The 17,362-nt window shown below is 59.0% G+C and carries 13 protein-coding genes; 7 read left to right on the top strand and 6 right to left on the bottom strand.

Translation table 11 applies throughout. The features are described 5' to 3' along the window. Positions 1–471: 471 nt before the first annotated feature. Positions 472–1,056: a TrmH family RNA methyltransferase gene (locus J3U87_RS30350; RefSeq protein ID WP_237379548.1), complete on the bottom strand. Its 585-nt coding sequence runs from the start codon at positions 1,054–1,056 to the stop codon at positions 472–474. A 268-nt stretch (positions 1,057–1,324) separates the two neighbouring features. Here J3U87_RS30350 and J3U87_RS30345 point away from each other — a divergent pair, with 268 nt between their 5' ends. Next, positions 1,325–3,370, top strand: a complete 2,046-nt coding sequence (locus J3U87_RS30345) for a M13 family metallopeptidase (protein WP_237379547.1) — start codon at positions 1,325–1,327, stop codon at positions 3,368–3,370. A gap of 435 nt (positions 3,371–3,805) precedes the next feature. On the opposite strand, the gene ndk is transcribed toward J3U87_RS30345, so the two are convergent. The 3 genes from ndk to sucC all read right to left on the bottom strand — a co-directional run bounded on the left by ndk (position 3,806) and on the right by sucC (position 6,425). Then, positions 3,806–4,219, bottom strand: coding sequence for a nucleoside-diphosphate kinase (gene ndk / locus J3U87_RS30340; protein ID WP_420038335.1), 414 nt, complete (start codon positions 4,217–4,219; stop codon positions 3,806–3,808). A 157-nt stretch (positions 4,220–4,376) separates the two neighbouring features. Continuing rightward, positions 4,377–5,255: a succinate--CoA ligase subunit alpha gene (sucD, locus tag J3U87_RS30335; RefSeq protein WP_237379545.1), complete on the bottom strand. Its 879-nt coding sequence runs from the start codon at positions 5,253–5,255 to the stop codon at positions 4,377–4,379. Between the two features lie 3 nt (positions 5,256–5,258). Then, positions 5,259–6,425: an ADP-forming succinate--CoA ligase subunit beta gene (sucC, locus tag J3U87_RS30330; protein ID WP_237379544.1), complete on the bottom strand. Its 1,167-nt coding sequence runs from the start codon at positions 6,423–6,425 to the stop codon at positions 5,259–5,261. Between the two features lie 753 nt (positions 6,426–7,178). Here sucC and rsmA point away from each other — a divergent pair. The 6 genes from rsmA to J3U87_RS30300 all read left to right on the top strand — a co-directional run bounded on the left by rsmA (position 7,179) and on the right by J3U87_RS30300 (position 14,258). Next, a complete protein-coding gene (gene rsmA / locus J3U87_RS30325; protein ID WP_237379543.1) occupies positions 7,179–8,042 on the top strand; it encodes a 16S rRNA (adenine(1518)-N(6)/adenine(1519)-N(6))-dimethyltransferase RsmA in 864 nt (287 codons plus the stop codon). After that, complete coding sequence (locus J3U87_RS30320; RefSeq protein WP_237379542.1) at positions 8,020–9,702, top strand: ribonuclease J; 1,683 nt, start codon at positions 8,020–8,022, stop codon at positions 9,700–9,702. The genes rsmA and J3U87_RS30320 overlap by 23 nt, the downstream gene beginning before the upstream one ends. Positions 9,703–10,009: 307 nt before the next feature. Then, a complete protein-coding gene (locus tag J3U87_RS30315) occupies positions 10,010–10,972 on the top strand; it encodes an AAA family ATPase (protein ID WP_237379541.1) in 963 nt (320 codons plus the stop codon). A 1,265-nt stretch (positions 10,973–12,237) separates the two neighbouring features. After that, a complete protein-coding gene (uppS, locus tag J3U87_RS30310) occupies positions 12,238–13,002 on the top strand; it encodes a polyprenyl diphosphate synthase (protein ID WP_237379540.1) in 765 nt (254 codons plus the stop codon). Then, positions 13,003–13,848 (top strand): phosphatidate cytidylyltransferase, encoded by an 846-nt coding sequence (locus J3U87_RS30305; RefSeq protein ID WP_237379539.1) that lies wholly within the window; start codon positions 13,003–13,005, stop codon positions 13,846–13,848. It begins immediately after the preceding gene. A gap of 161 nt (positions 13,849–14,009) precedes the next feature. Continuing rightward, positions 14,010–14,258 (top strand): type B 50S ribosomal protein L31, encoded by a 249-nt coding sequence (locus J3U87_RS30300; protein ID WP_237379538.1) that lies wholly within the window; start codon positions 14,010–14,012, stop codon positions 14,256–14,258. Between the two features lie 105 nt (positions 14,259–14,363). On the opposite strand, the gene J3U87_RS30295 is transcribed toward J3U87_RS30300, so the two are convergent. Next, a complete protein-coding gene (locus J3U87_RS30295) occupies positions 14,364–15,758 on the bottom strand; it encodes a hypothetical protein (protein WP_237379537.1) in 1,395 nt (464 codons plus the stop codon). Next, on the bottom strand, positions 15,755–17,233 hold the full coding sequence (locus tag J3U87_RS30290) for a hypothetical protein (protein WP_237379536.1): 1,479 nt from the start codon (positions 17,231–17,233) through the stop codon (positions 15,755–15,757). The genes J3U87_RS30295 and J3U87_RS30290 overlap by 4 nt, the downstream gene beginning before the upstream one ends. Positions 17,234–17,362: the final 129 nt, after the last annotated feature.

Genomic DNA, 17,362 nt, shown 5'->3' with positions numbered 1-17,362 from the left:
AATTTTTTTTACCACAAAGATCACGGAGGCCGCGGAGGCGAAGCAGGGCAGAAGCATCTGGAATGTCTATGGATCGGGGGGATGATGCTGTGGTCGGAGGAGCCTGCCGCTCAGGATAGCATTCATTTTTCGGGATTGAGGAAGTGGGCTGGGTTTTGTCGAAGGATCAAGGCGAAGCGCCCCGAAAAAATAATCGGGAATCCCGAAAGAACAGGAAGGCAGGCATAGGATCTTTCTCCGGCTGAAATTGATGGGATCCCATCCTGGCTTCGTTCCTTCCTGGATTCCTGATTCTCTTCCGCAAAGGTGCGATCAGTCCCACCCTCCAAAGATCCTCGAGAAAAATTAACTCCACGACCAGTCGGGATGTGAATCCAAGCCAAACCCTCAGCGACCCATGTCCTTCTCTCCGTGCCCTCCGCGAACTCCGTGGTTTAGAATTTTTCTTTCAAGGTGCTGGGTTCACGTGGGCTATGGCCTCCACGCCGACGTCAGGGCCGCGCGCTCCTCGGAGGTCAATTGCCACGACACCGACGTCTCTTGCAATCGGGTCCGTAATCGGTGCAGGCAAATGGCTGCGCTCACCGACACGTTCAAACTCTGGGTCATGCCGAACATGGGGATGCGCAGGTAAATATCGGCCATGTCGTGCACTACCTCGCTCAGGCCTTTTAATTCGGTGCCGAAACACAACGCCACCTTGTGATCCAGGGGCAGCTCTTCGAGGCTGATACAGCCAGGACGGAGCGAGGTCGCCACCAGGCGGTAGCCCGCGTCCTTGAGCGCTTGAAGTGCGGCCCGTGCGTCGTCGGGCGAGTCTACGTGGTGACGATGAAGGCTGATGCGCCGCGCCGCCTCGAAAGTGGCCTCGGAGTCGAAGGAAAAGGCGTTGCGCCCCTCCAACACGTGAAGATCCTGAATGCCGTGGTTGTCGCAGGACCGAATGATGGATGCGGCATTGTGCGGCTGGTAGACATCTTCCAAAACCACGGTGATGTGGCGGGTTCGGTAATCCAGGGCCTCGTTCGTTTGCGCGTCGGGAGAAGACGGTTCCATGTGCTGCATCCTTATTGATGGATCGGATAGCAACCATAGTGTGAAAGCCTCGGAAAATCAAGACGTGGTTCGTTCGCGAGCTCCCATGGGATCGACCCTCACGGGAATTTGCCAGCGGAAACCGATCGAGCCACCGACCGGGCCGCTTCCATCGAACGAAGTTCACTTTTTTTGTACCTTATTCCGCGAAACCCGTAAGATGGTGGAAAGGGCAGAGAGAGGAGCTTTTCTTCGGAGGAGTTCTGACTTTTTTTGGAGTGACAGTTACATGATCATAGAAAAAGTACGCGTTTTGGGGCTGCTGTGCCTGTTGCTGGCGTTGGCCGGGAACACTTTAATGGCGACCGAGCCTCCCAAAACGAAAGGGATCGACCCCGCACTCTTCGACAAGGAGTGCAAACCCTGTCAAGACTTCTACCAGTATGCCAACGGAACCTGGCTGCAGGAGACCGAAATCCCCGCCGAAGAGGGTCGGTACGGGATGTTCAATTTGGTGCGGGACCGCAATCTCGCCATCCTCCAGGATATATTGGAGGAAGCCGCAAAGAAGAGCGACCATCCCCGCGGCTCGCTCAAACAGTTGGTGGGTGATTTCTACAGCAGCGGCATGGATACGAAACGTCTGAACAAATTGGGGATCGAGCCGCTCAAACCCTATTTGGCCGATGTGGACGCTCTGAAAAGCAAAGCGGATTTGACCGCCTTTATCGCCAACTCGCACGCCTTGGGCCGCGATTATGTGTTTGGCTTCTTCGGGAACTCGGACTTCAACGATTCGAAAAAGCAAATCGCCTACACGATTCAGGCCGGACTGGGCCTACCGGAGCGCGATTACTACACCAAAAAGGACGAAGAGTCCGTGGCGTTGCGCGAAAAATACGTGGCCCACGTGGCGCGTATGCTGCAAAAAATCGGTTACGATGCGGCTGCCGCCAAAGCCGGTGCCAAGACCGTGTTGGCCATGGAAACGACGCTGGCCGAAGCGTCCCTGACCGCGGTGGAGCTGCGCAATCCCGCCACCTGGTACAACTACAAGACGCTGGCCGAGGCCGATGCCGCCACCCCTAATTTCAGTTGGACCGCCTATTTCAAGACGCTCGGCCTGGCCGAAACCCAGGGCTTCAGTCTGGCCCATCCCAAGTTTTTCGCGGCCATGGACAAGATGTTGGCCGAACGTCCGTTGAACGATTGGAAAACCTACCTCAAGTGGCACAGCGTCAATGGTGCCGCCGATTTCCTCGACGACGACACGCGTCAGGCCAATTTCGACTTCTTCAAGAAAACCCTGCGCGGTGTGCAGGCGCAAAAGCCGCGGTACAAACAGGTCATCGAGGCGACCAACGCCGCTCTGGGTGAGTCGGTGGGCCAGTTGTTCGTGGCACGTGCCTTCCCGCCCGAAGCCAAAGCCCGCATGATGACCATGATCGAGAATCTGCGCGGTTCCCTGCACAAGCGCCTCGACCGCCTCGACTGGATGAGCGAAGAGACCCGCAAGCTGGCCCTGGTCAAGGTGAAATCCTTCAAGCCGAAAATCGGCTATCCCGACCGCTGGCGCGACCAGAGCGACATGAAGATTCGTCGCGATTCTTTCTTGGCCAACGCACTGGCCGGCATCGCCCACAATCGCAAGTACGATCTGGGCAAGATCAACAAGCCGACCGACAACAACGAATGGGAGATGCTGCCCCAGGTAGTCAACGCCTACTACAATCCGCTCCAGAACGAAATCGTGTTCCCGGCGGGCATCCTACAGCCGCCCTTCTTCGACATGGAGGCCCACGACGCGGATAACTACGGCGCCATCGGCGCGGTCATCGGCCACGAGTTGATGCACGGATTCGACGACAGCGGCAGCCAGTTCGACGCCGAGGGCAACTTCAAGAACTGGTGGACGGCCGACGATCGCCAACGCTTCGAGGCGCGCACCGCCAAACTCGTCGAACAGTACAACCAGTACGAGCCGATCGAAGGGGCCCATGTCAACGGCCAGTTGACCCTGGGTGAGAACATCGCCGATCTGGGCGGTTTGATCATTTCCTTCGAGGCCTTGCAGGGTGCCTTGGCATCCCAGCCCAAGGTCAAGGTCGAGGGCTTCACGCCGGAGCAGCGATTCTTCCTGTCTTGGGCTCAGGCCTGGCGCGGCAAGTACCGCGACGAAACGCTCAAGTTGCGCCTGAAGACGGATCCGCACTCGCCGGGGCAGTATCGCGCCAACGGTCCCCTGACCAACATGGAGACCTTCTCCAAGGCGTTCGGCTGCCAGAAGGGCGATCCCATGCACCGCACCGCCGAAACGCGGGTGGTCATCTGGTAAGCGCGCCGCGCACAGCCACAAGGTAACCAAAAAAAGCCCGGGCCGAAACGCCCGGGCTTTTTTTATCTCGGAGCGACGCATCCGGAGGGTTCCCGGTTGCCGAAGTGGGTCGGTAAGGCCCGGTAGGTTCAGCGGCCCGCTGAACGCTTCGAGGTGACCAAGCCATGGACGATTCCTTGGCATGAGAGCGAAGCGGTCATTTTCAAGAATCCCGTCGGGCGTAACGTTCTGGGTGGGGCCGGCGCCCACTGCGACGACGGCCCTCTCGGAATAGGAGGAACTTCGAGAGGCGGGACTACGAAAAGTCGGCCGAGCCGGCCAACCTACTGCGACGACGGCTCTCTCGAAGATGTGGGAACTCCGGGGGGACCTTCAAAACAAAAAAGCCCGGGCATGGCGCCCGGGCTTTTTCGTGTGACGCGGTATGGCTGACGCTTATACGGTTTCCATCGCGTTGAAGAAGTAGCGGGTTTCGAATGCCGCGGTTTCTTCCGCATCGGAACCGTGGGTCGCGTTGCGCTCGATGTTGGCGCCGTACTTCTTGCGCAGCGTGCCTTCCTCGGCCTGCTCGGGGTTGGTCGCACCCATCAGTTTGCGCCACTCGGCGATGGCATTCTCTTTCTCGAGAATCAGGGCCACGATCGGGCCTTCGGTCATGAAGTTCACCAGATCGCCGAAAAAGGGGCGCTCCTTGTGCACGTAGTAGAAGCCCTCAGCTTGGGACTTGGTGAGGTGCATCTTTTTCATGGCCGCGATGGAGAAGCCCGCGGCTTCGATTTCGGCGAGAATGTTGCCGGTGTTTCCGGCGGCGACCGCGTCGGGTTTGATCACGGCAAAGGTACGTTGCAGACTCATGAGTCGTTCTCCTGAAATATGAAAAGTAAAGAGTCCGGGAACGGTGCCCGGTCGGCAGGTCGCCGCATGTACGTCGCGGATCGCCTGCCGGTTTGGCGTCGCCGGTCGCTTCCCTCGCCGAAGCGATGAAACCAACCGGCGTCGAGTGCGCTTAGAGGCCCAAGGCTTCCTTCATTTTGGCGCCCATGTCCGCGGGACTCGCGACGACATGGATACCGCACTCATCCATGATCTTCATTTTCTCCGCCGCGGTGCCCTGACCGCCGGCGATGATGGCGCCCGCATGGCCCATGCGCTTGCCTTCGGGGGCGGTTTGACCCGCGATGAAACCGACTACCGGCTTCTCCATGTTTTCCTTGACCCACAGGGCCGCGGTATCTTCGGCGGTTCCGCCGATTTCACCGATCATGATCACGCCATCGGTGTCGGGGTCGTCGTTGAACAGCTTCAGGATGTCGACGAATTGCGAACCGATGACCGGATCGCCGCCGATACCGACGCAGGTGGACTGACCGATACCCAGCGCGGTGAGCTGACCGACCGCTTCGTAGGTCAGGGTGCCGGAGCGGGAGACGACACCGACCCTGCCGGGCTTGTGGATGTGACCCGGCATGATGCCGATCTTACATTCGCCGGGCGTGATCACGCCGGGGCAGTTGGGGCCGATCAAACGGACACCCTTCGCGTTGACGTAGTTGTAGGCGCGAACCATGTCCAGGGTGGGGATGCCCTCGGTGATGCAGATGACCAGTTCCACGCCGGATCCGGCCGCTTCCATGATGGCGTCGGCCGCGAAGGGCGGCGGCACGAAGATCAATGATACGTTGGCTCCGGTTTTGGCGACCGCTTGTGAGACCGTGTTGAAGACCGGAACCTGTCCGTCGACCGCCGTTTGACCGCCCTTTCCGGGGGTGACGCCGGCGACGACCTGGGTACCGTAGGCCAGACACTGCTGCGCGTGGAAGGTGCCTTGGCTTCCTGTGATGCCCTGCACGACAATTTTGGAATCCTTATTGACCAGAATACTCATGGATCAAGCCCCCTTTACCACTTCTGCTACTTTTTTGGCCGCGGCTGCCAATCCTTTGGCCGGAATCAGGCCCAATCCGGATTCCTCGAGCAGGTTCAGACCCTCGTCCGCGTTCGTGCCTTCCAGGCGTACCACTACCGGAACCTGCAGGTGCAGGTTCTTGGCGGCTTCGATCACACCGCGCGCGATCATGTCGCAACGTACGATACCGCCGAAAATGTTGATCAGTACCGCTTTGACGTTCTCGTCGGAAAGGATCAACTTGAACGCCGCTTCGACCCGCTCCTGGGTCGCGCCGCCACCGACGTCGAGGAAGTTGGCCGGTTCCGCGCCCGCGTGCTTGATGATGTCCATGGTGGCCATCGCCAGACCGGCGCCGTTCACCATGCAGCCGACGGTGCCGGACAGGGTGATGTAGTTCAGGTCGAACTTGCTGGCTTCGATTTCTTTCTCGTCTTCCTCGGTCAGGTCGCGCATTTCGGCGATGTCTCTGTGGCGGAAGAGCGCATTGTCGTCAAAGTCCATTTTGGCGTCCAGCGCCAAAACGTCGCCTTCCTTGCTGACCATCAGCGGGTTGATTTCCAGCATGGCCGCATCGGTCTCTTCGAAGGCGCGGTAGCAGGCCAGCATCAGCTTGACCGCGCGGTTGACGGTCTTGCCTTCGAGGCCGAGGCCGAAGGCCAACCGGCGTGCTTGGAAGGCCGTGAGGCCGACGGCCAGGTCAACCTGTTCCTTCAAGATGGCGTCGGGGTTTTCCGCGGCGACTTCTTCGATTTCCATGCCGCCTTCGCGCGAGGCCATCACGATCGGGCTCGATGTGGCGCGGTCGACCACGATCCCGAAGTACAACTCCTGATCGATGTTCTGTCCCTCTTCGATCAGAATGCGGTTGACCAGCTTGCCTTCAGGTCCGGTCTGGTGCGTCACCAGCGTCATGCCGAGGATGGCTTGTGCGTGTTGACGCACCTCGTCGAGCGAGCGGGCCAACTTGACGCCGCCGCCTTTGCCACGGCCGCCGGCGTGGATCTGAGCTTTCACGACTGAAACAGAACCGTCCAGACCTTTGGCGATCTCGACCGCCTCGTCGACCGAATCGGTCACGCCGCTTTTCGGCACGGGGACACCGAAACGGGCCAAGACTTGCTTTGCTTGAAATTCGTGTACTTTCAAAATTGCCCTCCGGAACAATGCTTGACACAACGATTGAAACAGCTTCATACGAAGGCATTCCGGGCCGCGTGGATGGCCGCGACCGGGGCGCCTCGGGACTAGGGCCTGGTTCTCCGGGTCGCATCCGGCGAAGGGTGCAATCGGGGGGTAACGGTTCGATATGAATCCAATATTCAGGCTCTAATACTCATTGTTTACTGTTGTCATTTGTCCGTCCAAAACGCCCCAAGTCTAACATGTCTTTTTGTGAATGGAATGGTGAAAAGGGGAGAAAAGGGAAATTGCGTCGTTCCGGGCGGCGACGGGGGGTAAAGTGCTTGGGCGCCAATGGATGGAGAACCGCATTCGACGGTCGCCCGGACCGGGTTGCAGCCGCGGAGAGCACCGGCCCGACGAGCATCTCGACGGGGTTTCCCCATCGCTCGCGAGCAGCCATGATGGCCCTCTTCGGCGGTGTCGCCCGTTTGCGGACGCGGGAGAGGCGGGGAGCGGTGGGTTGGCGCGGGCTTTGGCGGGGGACAGTCAAACGTAAAGCCCATATTCGTAGTGGCTTGGCTGGAGATGTAAGAACGGCGACCTCCTACGGCTCGGCATTCGCTCGGAGCGGGGACCGGCGAGTCGTTTCAAAAAATCGTCGTAACCGCGGAGGTGGCGGTTAGAATTGAGCGTGCCCACCCGGCCTCGTTACGGTGCGCCCACGCCGCCTCCGTCCCCGACGCGCCAGGCCGCGACCGCCATCCTCGAAGGAGCCCCATGACCGACCCCGACCGCACCGCCCCCCGCGCCAAAAAGCGTTTCGGCCAGCACTTTCTCAAGGATCGCCACATCGTCGACCGCATTCTGGACGCACTCGAAGCCGAAGCGGGCGAGGCGTTTTTGGAGATCGGTCCTGGCCCGGGCACCCTGACCATTCCCTTCCACGCGCGGGGTTTTCCGCTCACCGCCATCGAGTACGATCGCGAGATGGTGGCCTACCTGCGCGGCCTGGACTTCGATCCGCCGCTCGAACTGATCGAAGCCGACTTCATGGACGTCGATCTCGACGCCTTTTTTGCCGACCGGCCGCAGGTCAAGGTCTTTTCGAACCTTCCGTACAACGTCAGCGTGCCTATCACGGCCCGCCTGCTCCCTTACCGACAGCAGATCCCGTTGATGGTCATGATGTACCAAAAAGAGGTGGCCGAGCGCATTCGGGCCCAGCCGGGAACGGGTGAATACGGCATCATCTCCGTACTGGTGCGCCTCTTCTATCGCATCGACATGCACTTCAACGTGGCGCCCGGTTCTTTTCAGCCGCCACCCAAGGTCCAGAGCCAGGTCATTCGCATGCACCGGCTCGAACGGCCCCTGCTGACGGTGGGCGACATCGGCCCCCTGACCTGTTTGTTGCGCACCCTTTTCGGCAGAAGACGCAAAATGGTGACGGGCGTCCTGAAAAAGCACGGCGGCGATCTAAAAAACGCCGGTGTCGATTGGATGGACCGCGGCTCTTTGCTAGAATCTTTCCAGAATCTAGGCTTCGATACCAAGGTCAGACCGGAGAACCTCACGCCAGAGGATTACGCTGCCTGGTTGTGCCGCACTAAGGAATACCATGAGCGCGAATCTCGAGACTGAGGCGACCCGCATCATCCCGTTGGGTGGTGTGGGGGAGTTCGGTGCCAACGCGACGATCATCCAAACCGCCACCACCACGATCCTGGTCGATTTCGGACTCATGTTTCCGCCGGATCGCCGCCAGCCCGGTGTCGACTACTACATTATTGATCCGGAACTGTTGTTGGAGACCTTCCCGAACCTCGGCGCGGTTTTCATCACCCACGGACACGAGGACCACATTGGCGGCTTGTCCTTTCTGTTGCCGTTGCTCGCCAAACGCGCCGCCGACGACGCACCTGCCATCCCGTTGTACACCATGCCCTATACCGCGGGGTTGATTCGCGCCTCGCTACCCAAAGCGGCCGACGACCGGTGTATCGAAGAAGTGGCGCTCAACCGGCCGATCCATCACGGCGATCTCAGCGTCGAGTTCATCGGCGTGACGCACAGCATCGTCCAGGCCTGCGCACTGCACATTCGCACCCCTCAGGGGAGCCTGGTCCATTCCGGGGACTTCAAGGTCGACCCCTTGCCGCAGGACGGCTACCCCTTTCAATCGAAGCGCCTTCAGGAGCTGGGCGACGAAGGTGTGGATCTGCTGTTGATGGACTCCACCAACGCCACCAAACTCGGCTTCTGTCCGGGTGAAGCCGAACTCGTGCCCCATTTGACCGAACTGATCGCCCAAGCGCCCGGCCGCGTCTTTCTGACCACCTTTTCGTCGCACATGCCCCGCATTCGCCGGTTGCGCGAGATCGCCGGCAGGTTGGGCCGCAAAATCGCGTTTCTCGGCAAGAGTTTTCACAAACATTTCCAGCTCTGTACGTCCTTGGAGTACATGCCCGTCGACGGCGATTCGGTGTTCGTTTCCGTCGACTCCGCCGAGAAATTGGCGCCCGACGAGATCATCTACGTGGTGACCGGTTCCCAGGCCGAACAACGCAGCGCCCTCGTTCGGATTTTGAAAACCGGATTCCAAGGGGTCGAACTCAGCGCGGGCGATACCGTCATTTTTTCTTCGAAAGCGATTCCCGGCAACGAACGCGCCCTGGCCCTGCTCGTGTCGGGCCTGGAGCGCATCGGCGTTCAGGTCTGGACTCCGCGCTCCCGCGCCGTGCACACTTCGGGTCACGCCTACCGCGAGGATTTGGCCTACATGCTGAGCCTGGTGCGCCCCAAGTTCGCGGCACCCATTCACGGGGAATTCCACCAGCTTCTCGAGCATCATCGCTGGCTTCGGGAAGTGTTGCACGACGGCGAGGTCCTGTTGCTGGAAGACGGCAACGAGATCCAGTTGCGAAACGATGGCGCGTGCGTTCTGGGAGACCACACGCGCAGCCTGTTGGCGATCGACGGCAATCAGGAATGGCCGCTTCCTTCCACGGTGATCAAGGACCGTAAAGACTTGATGTACAGTGGTTTGTTGCTGATCAACGGTGTGGTGACCGACACCGGCGAAGGCCAGTTCGAGGTGGAGAGCCACGGCATGGTGGAACCCGAAACCGGCTTCTTGCTGCGCGTGGTGGGCTCGGCCTTGAACGGAAAGCGGTTCGATCCCGAGGCCGCCGATCAGGAATGGGCGCGCCAAGTCTATCAAACGGCGGTGCGCGCATTGAAACCTTACTTCATGGGAAAGCCGTTAACCAAAATCGTGATCAACGGTAGGATTCTTCGCTGAGCCCGCGAGATGGCGACAGCGGATCCGTTCCTCGAACCCGGACGGTTCATCACGTACCAACGCTGGCGTTCGATAACGGCCTTCCGAAAGCGGCCCTCCGAAAGCGGCCCTCCGGGAACGGTCATGACGCAGTCTCGAGACAGGATTGGAGAAATGAGTCGGATCGCCGATGCGTTTTCTTGGATGGGATTGCCGGAACAGATGGTTCGCCTGCAAGCATCCGCGTGGTCTCGGGTCGCTTTTCGATGTTTTCGATTCCCACCTTTTCCCTTTCCGACACTTTTCGAACGCTAATGAAGGAGCGCGCATGTCTCAACCTCAGACGTCCACGACCCCCGAAACGTCCCAAATCAGGACGTTGCTCGATGAACTGGAGACCCTACTCCTCGGGAAACGACGCAAGCTGGAATACGCGGTCACCTGTTTGCTGGCCGAGGGGCATTTGTTGATCGAAGATGTGCCGGGTGTGGGCAAGACCACCTTGGCCAAGAGTCTGGCCGGTGGTGTCAAGGCCTCGTTCAAACGGGTCCAGTTCACCAGTGACCTCCTGCCTTCGGACCTGATCGGTGTGACGGTGTTCCATCAGGCCAGGTCCGAGTTCGAGTTCAAGAAGGGCCCCATTTTCACCAACGTGCTCCTGGCCGACGAAATCAACCGCGCCAATCCCAAGACCCAGAGCGCCCTCCTGGAAGCCATGCACGACGCCCAGATCAGCCATGACGGCGAAACCCACCAGTTGCCGCAGCCCTTCTTTGTCGTGGCTACCCAGAACAGCAAGGACAATCACGGGACCTTTTCGCTGCCCGAGTCGCAGTTGGACCGCTTTCTCATGAAAATCCACCTGGGTTATCCCGCGCCGGCCTACGAGAAGCGCGTACTCAAGGGCGATTACCGAGTGACGATGGGGGCACGCGCCCGGCTTTCGCTGGCGGACCTGCAGTCGCTTCAGGCGATGTCGCGCGAGGTGCACGTGTCCGACGAAGTGCTGGATTTCATCTACCGGGTGGTCAAGGCTTCGCGGGAGCACGCCGGCGTGTTGGTCGGGGTGTCGCCGCGCGGCGGGATGGCGCTGTATCGAGCCTGTCAGGCGCTGGCCTTGGTGCGGGGACGCGATTTCGTGATTCCCGACGATGTGCGCGAGCTGACGCCTTTCGTGTGCGCCCACCGCGTGTTGTTGAATCATTCCCAGATCATGACCACAGTCAATCCCGACGAGAGTGCACTTCAGATCTTCCGCGAGATCATCATGAACCTCAACGCGCCGTCCTGACCCCGCGTGCTCTCCGCGGCTTCTCTCGAGAAAGCCCGGCTAGGAGTGCCCGCATGCCGAGAGATTCGTCGTGCCCGGTAGATTCATCCGCCGGATGAACTTGTCGAAGCGATTCCGCCGAGGAGTTCTCGCAGGCTGTGAGGATCGGCGCGGCTGTAGTTTGGGGCGCCCGGTTGGGCCGCTGGCTCGACACTTCGAAGCAGCCCATGCTTTGCAAGATCGAGTGGTAGAAGAGCGAAGCAGAATAGTTGGGCTTCTAAATCTCTCAGTGATGGATTTCGAACTTTGCCCGATTGCTTCGATTGGTTGAGCAAGCTGAGGCCGCGTCAAAACGCGGCTCGTGTTTAAAGTTTTCAGGTTGAATGGGTTGGTTTTAAAGGGCTTACATAATGCAGTCAAGCCGGATTATGATCATTTACGACGTTTTTACACAGCCTCAAAGTGCTCAACCTACAGGCTTTACGTCCCTTTTGCGCATACGGGCTCCCCGTGCCGGCTCGCTTCTGGTCGTTTCTCATTCGAAATCAAGCGGGTGTGGCCCCTGGTTCGTGGCTCTCCAGAAACAAAGTGGTGCATTCAACCCGAGATAGGTTTTGCCGTCGTCAAATCAATATCCGGAAACCAGGAAAAACCGAAGCCAGGAAAAGCAAGACCACTGTGTGTCACCAAATGCTGGTTCTTTCCTGGTTTCCGACATTCATGGGTTCCTGCTTCATTTTTCGGAAGAACCACCCATGGCCCTTCGCGAGAAACCAGGTATGGTGTTTCTTTCTCGAAACCAAGCTGGGCAGGTCCGCGGGCTGAACCGATCGAAGTGTGCCAGGCTCCGCAAGTTGGAGACCCGAAGCCCCAAGGTCGAGCCGCGACTTTGGGACACCCTGTTTCCCGATCCCGACGGTGCCTGGAAGGCGGCCGTCTCCGCCTCTCCCTTTTGGGTTGCATTCGCGGGCCGAGTACGCTAGGTTGAGGTCGATCCGCATTTTAGCCGAGTCCCTGAAAATACAGAAGAAATTCTCTGTTGTCCGGCTGGGGCGTGCCGCGTGTGACGCAACGGTGCGTCGGTTTCGACCCGCGACCCCGTTACCCGACCGTTTGGTGGGTTTCGTGCGGCTCGAGACGGCGCGAAAGTGTGCCAAAAGAATCGCGTTTCCGGGATTTTTCGAGGTACAATCCTCCCGTCGCGGATCAGATACACATCCTTACCCGCCTGAAGTCGCTCGGCTCGCGTCGTTCGCTTCTCTCAACTCACCCCAAGGTATTATGTTTTGTCCCAAACCCCAACCGCCGAATCGAGGCTCGCGTTAACTGACGAAGAGGCCAGTCTCTACAGCCAAATCGACAAGCAGAATCTACCCAAGCACATCGCGATCATCATGGACGGCAATGGTCGATGGGCCAAAAAGCGCGATTTCTCGCGTATCAAGGGACATAAATCGGCGATTCCCGCCGTACGCCAAACGGTTGAAGGCTGTGTCGATCTCGGGATCGAGCATCTGACCCTCTACGCGTTTTCCACCGAAAACTGGAAACGCCCGCCGCAAGAGACCGGTACCTTGATGGCGTTGCTGCGCCAGTTCCTGCGCTTGGAACTCAAGGCTGTGCGCAAACACAGTTTGCGGGTCAAGGTCATCGGTGCGATTCACGAGCTGTCACCGGGGATCCAGAAAGATTTGAAGACGGTGTTCGACGGTTGTTCCAAAAATACCGGGATGTGCTTCAACATCGCCATCAACTATTCGGGGCGGATGGACATCCTGCACGGCTTCAAGACCGCGATGGCGGCCGGGGTCGATCCCGAAAGCCTGACCGAGCAGTCGTTCAAGCCGTTTTTGTCGACTGCGGGCCAGCCGGATCCCGACCTCGTCATTCGCACCAGTGGCGAAATGCGCATCAGCAATTTCCTGCTCTGGCAGATCGCCTATTCCGAAATATGGGTGACACCGACCTTGTGGCCCGACTTTCGACGCGGCGATCTGTACCGTGCGGTTCTCGATTACCAGGCGCGGCATCGGCGCTTTGGAGGCATCTGAATGGCGCTTGACCCAAAAAAGCTCGGTCAGCGCGCCGCTACTGCCGGGGTTGCGATCCTGGTACTGGTCGCTCTGGTCATCTATCTCCCCAAGGTCTTCTTTCACGTCACCTTGATTGGACTCGGCATTCTCGGCGTCCAGGAATTCGAAAAAATCGCCGAGGGCTTTGGTTATCGGCTATACAAGCTGCCCGTCTTTTTCACCTTTTTTTTTGGTGTGGCCAGCCTGTATTTCTCCTTTTTCCGGCTTGACTGGCTGCCTTTCGCGGTCGTTGCCATGGCCACCCTGACCTCGCTGATTCCACCTTCCGACATGAAGAAGACCCTGCCCGAAGTCGGCATATGTCTGACCGCTTGCACCTATTTGGGACTGGCGCTCGTGTCGCTGGCCTATGTCTTTGCCGCCCAGGATAACAACGACGGCACCATTGGTCGCCAGTTGATCGTGTTTTTCATCATGATGGTTTGGTTCGGCGACTCCTTCGCCTATTTGGGCGGGTCGCTTTTCGGCAAGAACAAGGTGGCCCCGGTAGTGTCGCCTGGCAAGACCTACGAAGGCACTGTCGCCAATCTGCTCGGTAACTTCTGCGCGGGACTTCTGGCCAAATACATGTTCCTGCCCCAGCTCTCCTTCGGTCATATCCTGTTCCTGACGCTCATCATCGGCGGATTGGGCTTTTTTGGCGACCTGATCGAGTCTTCCTGGAAGCGCGGCTCGGCCATCAAGGACAGCGGCACCCTGTTCCCGGGACACGGCGGCATTTTGGATCGCATCGACTCGGTGTTCCTGACCGCGCCGGTCTACTACTTTTACATGTCCCACGTTGTATTGCGGTTGGATGCTTGATGGGTTGGAATTGGGACATCGAAATTTTTCGACTTTTTTAGTGACAGCGCGCGAGAACTATGTGAGAATCTTTCGGTTCGCGTCCAGGTAGACTCGTTGTTTCGCTGCCTGTCACATCCAAACGCGAGTATCAACCTAATGGAAAGAATTGGGGATTTTTGATGAAGCAAGATATTCAACCCGAATACCATCCCGTCGTTTTCGTGGATTCCAGCACGGGGGCCGAGTTCGTTACCGCCTCCACCATGAAGTCCGACATCGAGCGCGACATTGACGGCGTGAAGCATTACGAAGTCCGTTTGGAGATCACCTCCGACAGCCACCCCTACTGGACCGGCAACCAGAAATTGGTCGACACCGAAGGCCGGGTGGAACGTTTTCGTCGCAAGTACAGCCGCAAAAAAGCTTAAAGCTATCCGAACAACCCTTACAAAAAAACCCAGCCAAACGGCTGGGTTTTTTTCGTTTGAGGGGGCGGTGGGCAAACCGTCCAGTGTTTGGCGGTATTTTGCCCATCAGGGCATGGTTTTGGGTGAATGGCCCTGCACCAGGCTTTCACCGCGCAATACCCAATCGCCGCGATGGTCGCGTTTCAGCGTCCACAGGTGAAGTGAGCCGTCGTTTTGCCGAATTAGCGCGATTTTCCCGGGACGGAGCCGCTTTCTGGAGATCGTCGACGACGTGAACTCGGCGCCTTCGCCGATATGGACATCGAAGTGGAATTCCTGGTTGCCGGCTCCGCTCAGCAGGTTCCGCTTGTCCTCGTCAAACGGCAGGGCCGAGGATTCCGGGAGTCGCGGATAGGCGTGCAACCCCCGTTCGTCCAGGAGGAGCATGTCACCACGGCCGTCACCGGTCACGTCCAAGTCGGTCATGATCGTGGTGCGGTCCGCGCTTTTCATGGTCCAGCGCAGGCTCTTGGGTTTGGGTGAGATGAAGCCGGCAGAGTCCCAGGCGTAGCTGTCCATCTTGAAGATCGAGCGTATCAGGCCCTTGTAGTAATAGAGGCGAAGCCCCTTGCTGTCCATTTCGATCGGGCCCGTTTGCCAGAGATTCTGCTTCGATTTCAACTCCTGGCTGGCGCGGGTTTCCCAGGTGTTGTCCGCGGTCCCCAGGTAGATCAGGAAGCTCAGCTCCTCGAAAATCGACATGTCCTTGGCCGGCATGGCCAGGACCACCAGGTCCTCGAAACCATCCCCGTTCAGGTCGCCTGTTTGGTGGCGCACCGGTTTGAGGGTCTCGGGGAATTGCAGTCGCACCTGGCTCGAGGTCCAAGGCGCCAAAGGTGACGGCTCCCGCGCTGCCTGCCAGATGCTGATGGTTCCCTGGTTGGTCATGGCGATTGGCGAGGCCATCAAGCGGTTGGTCGCGATTTTGCGCGGTACCGGATACGTCAGTTCCAGCCGTTTCCGGCCGATGTGGACCGAAGGGTGCGCGTCCAGGGGGGTGGCCGGACAATCCTCGCTCATGACCAGGTAACCGGTGGCCGTCGGTAGCAGCTTGAACCGATCGAGGGTGATCGGGCGGATTCCCTTCCTGACGGAACCGAGGAGGTGGTAGTTGTGCAGCGGCTCCCATCGATCCTTGTCAATGCAGACCCACAAAACGCCGTCATGGTAGGCGGTGGCGCGCACGCTGCCTTCGATGAATGCCGGTCGAACCGTCCAGGGGAAGGGCGCGTGGTCGAGGCGCTCGAATTCGGTCTGTCGGTCGCCGGCATTGCGGCGGTAGAGCAGGTACGGCGTCTCGCTGGGGTGGCGATCGCGAACCCAGGTATCCAGCCGGCCGTCGCCATCGAGGTCCTCCCAGTGAACCCTGGGCCGAATCAGGGTGGGATCGAGCTTGAGGTGCAGGTCCTCACCCTGGGGCGGGTTCCAGAAAGCCGTGAACCAAATCAGGAGAAGGGTCATGGTTGCACCTCCCAAACGCCGAGATGGGTGCGATTCTTTTCCAGTTTGATGACGACGAAGGCATCCTGGCCGTTGTTGTTAAGATCTTTGCCGAACACCTGGTCCGGATCGTGGAAGGTCCGCGGCAGGCTGTGTTTCCAGGTCTTCTTGTATTCGAAGCCGGCTTTGCTCAGCGGGGTGATCTCCAGTCGTTTGTTTTTCACGATCAGGATGTCGCGCCAGCCGTTTCCGTCGAAGTCACCGGTCATCTGGGCGAATTCGGGCAGTTTCAGTTTGCGCAGATTGATCTTCCAGCTCATTTCGAAGGGGCTGCCGGGAATGGTGTGGAATTTTCCGTGTTCATCCTGACGCGAGAGAAAGAGCAGAAATTTGAGGGACATGCGGCCGAGCGTGGCGACTTTGGCCACCTGCCAGAGCGAAAACTTGATCGAAATTCCGGCCAGGTCGAGCAGGCCGTCGTTGTCCACGTCCAAATAGGGATCGGGCATCATGAAATCGCTGTCGTTGTTGATGACGAAGCCGGGCAGCCATTGATCGGTACGCGGCGTGTCCGCGAATTGGAGCGGGGCCGTGGCGGGAAACACGTGAACCTGGCTTTTGACTTTTTTCAGGTCCTTGGGTCCGTCCACGTCGGTCTCGTCGGCGATCACCATCAGGTCGGCCAGGCCGTCGCCGGTGAAGTCCGCCAGCAGGCCTTCGCCCATGCCTTCGTAAACCGTGTTTCGGTCGTCCAGGCGCAGGGCGGAGAGGGTTTTCGATTCCTGGTAGACCATTTCCTGGCGGCCGTCCCCGTCCACGTCCATGAAGTAGGGGAGTGGCAGGCTGAAGCGGTGGTTGTCCGACATGCCTTCGTCGCGGGGGGTGTCGATTTGCGGGTAGTCCCAGAAGCTGTGGGAGAACTGTCGGTCGGGATCCAGGAAGTGGATCCCGGTGAGGTCCGGCACGACCCAGAGCGGTCCCTGTGCCGTCGACTGCCAAAAAGGAAACTGTTGGCCGGAAATCGGCTGTTGGTAGAGGAAGCCGGGTGTGGCGTGGCGGTTGATGGGCTTCCAGGTCGCGTCCTGCCAATCGTGGTAGATCAGGTCGGGCAGGGTCCAGAGTGCCAGTCGCGGCCGTGGGTGCGGTTCCAGGGCGAACCCGAGAACCGCCATTTTTTCCAGGGGCATGTGATCCACTTTCTCGAAGCCTTGACCGGTGTTGCGATAGGTCGCCAGGTACTTTTCCTTGATCGTGTGGTCCTGATAGAAGCCGCGGAGGCCGCCGGCCTCGAAAGTCGTATCGAAAGTGCCTTCCACACGGGTTTCGATCATCAACGCGACCAGGTCGAGCTGGCCGTCGCCGTCCAGGTCGGACCATTCCATTTGCAGGGGAAGCCCCTTGAGTTCCAGGGTGGCCGCCTGGAGTGGGGCCAGAGCGAGCACGAAGAGAGCCGGGAGCAACGCCGCCGACGGCGTTGGGAACCGAGATGTCGACATGACTGAGTCCTTGATCTTGTTCATCGAACGATGAAGGGTGGTGCACACGCATTGGATCGCAATTCATTCTAGTCGGTCTGGGTAACGGCGGGGTGAGTCGCGGTGTTTAGTCGGATCTAAATATGTTGT

The organism is Sulfidibacter corallicola, from assembly GCF_017498545.1.
Taxonomy (GTDB): Bacteria; Acidobacteriota; Holophagae; order Acanthopleuribacterales; family Acanthopleuribacteraceae; genus Sulfidibacter; species Sulfidibacter corallicola.
The sequence above is the reverse complement of the archived record's forward strand: the minus strand, read 5'-3'. Positions and strand labels throughout refer to the sequence as shown.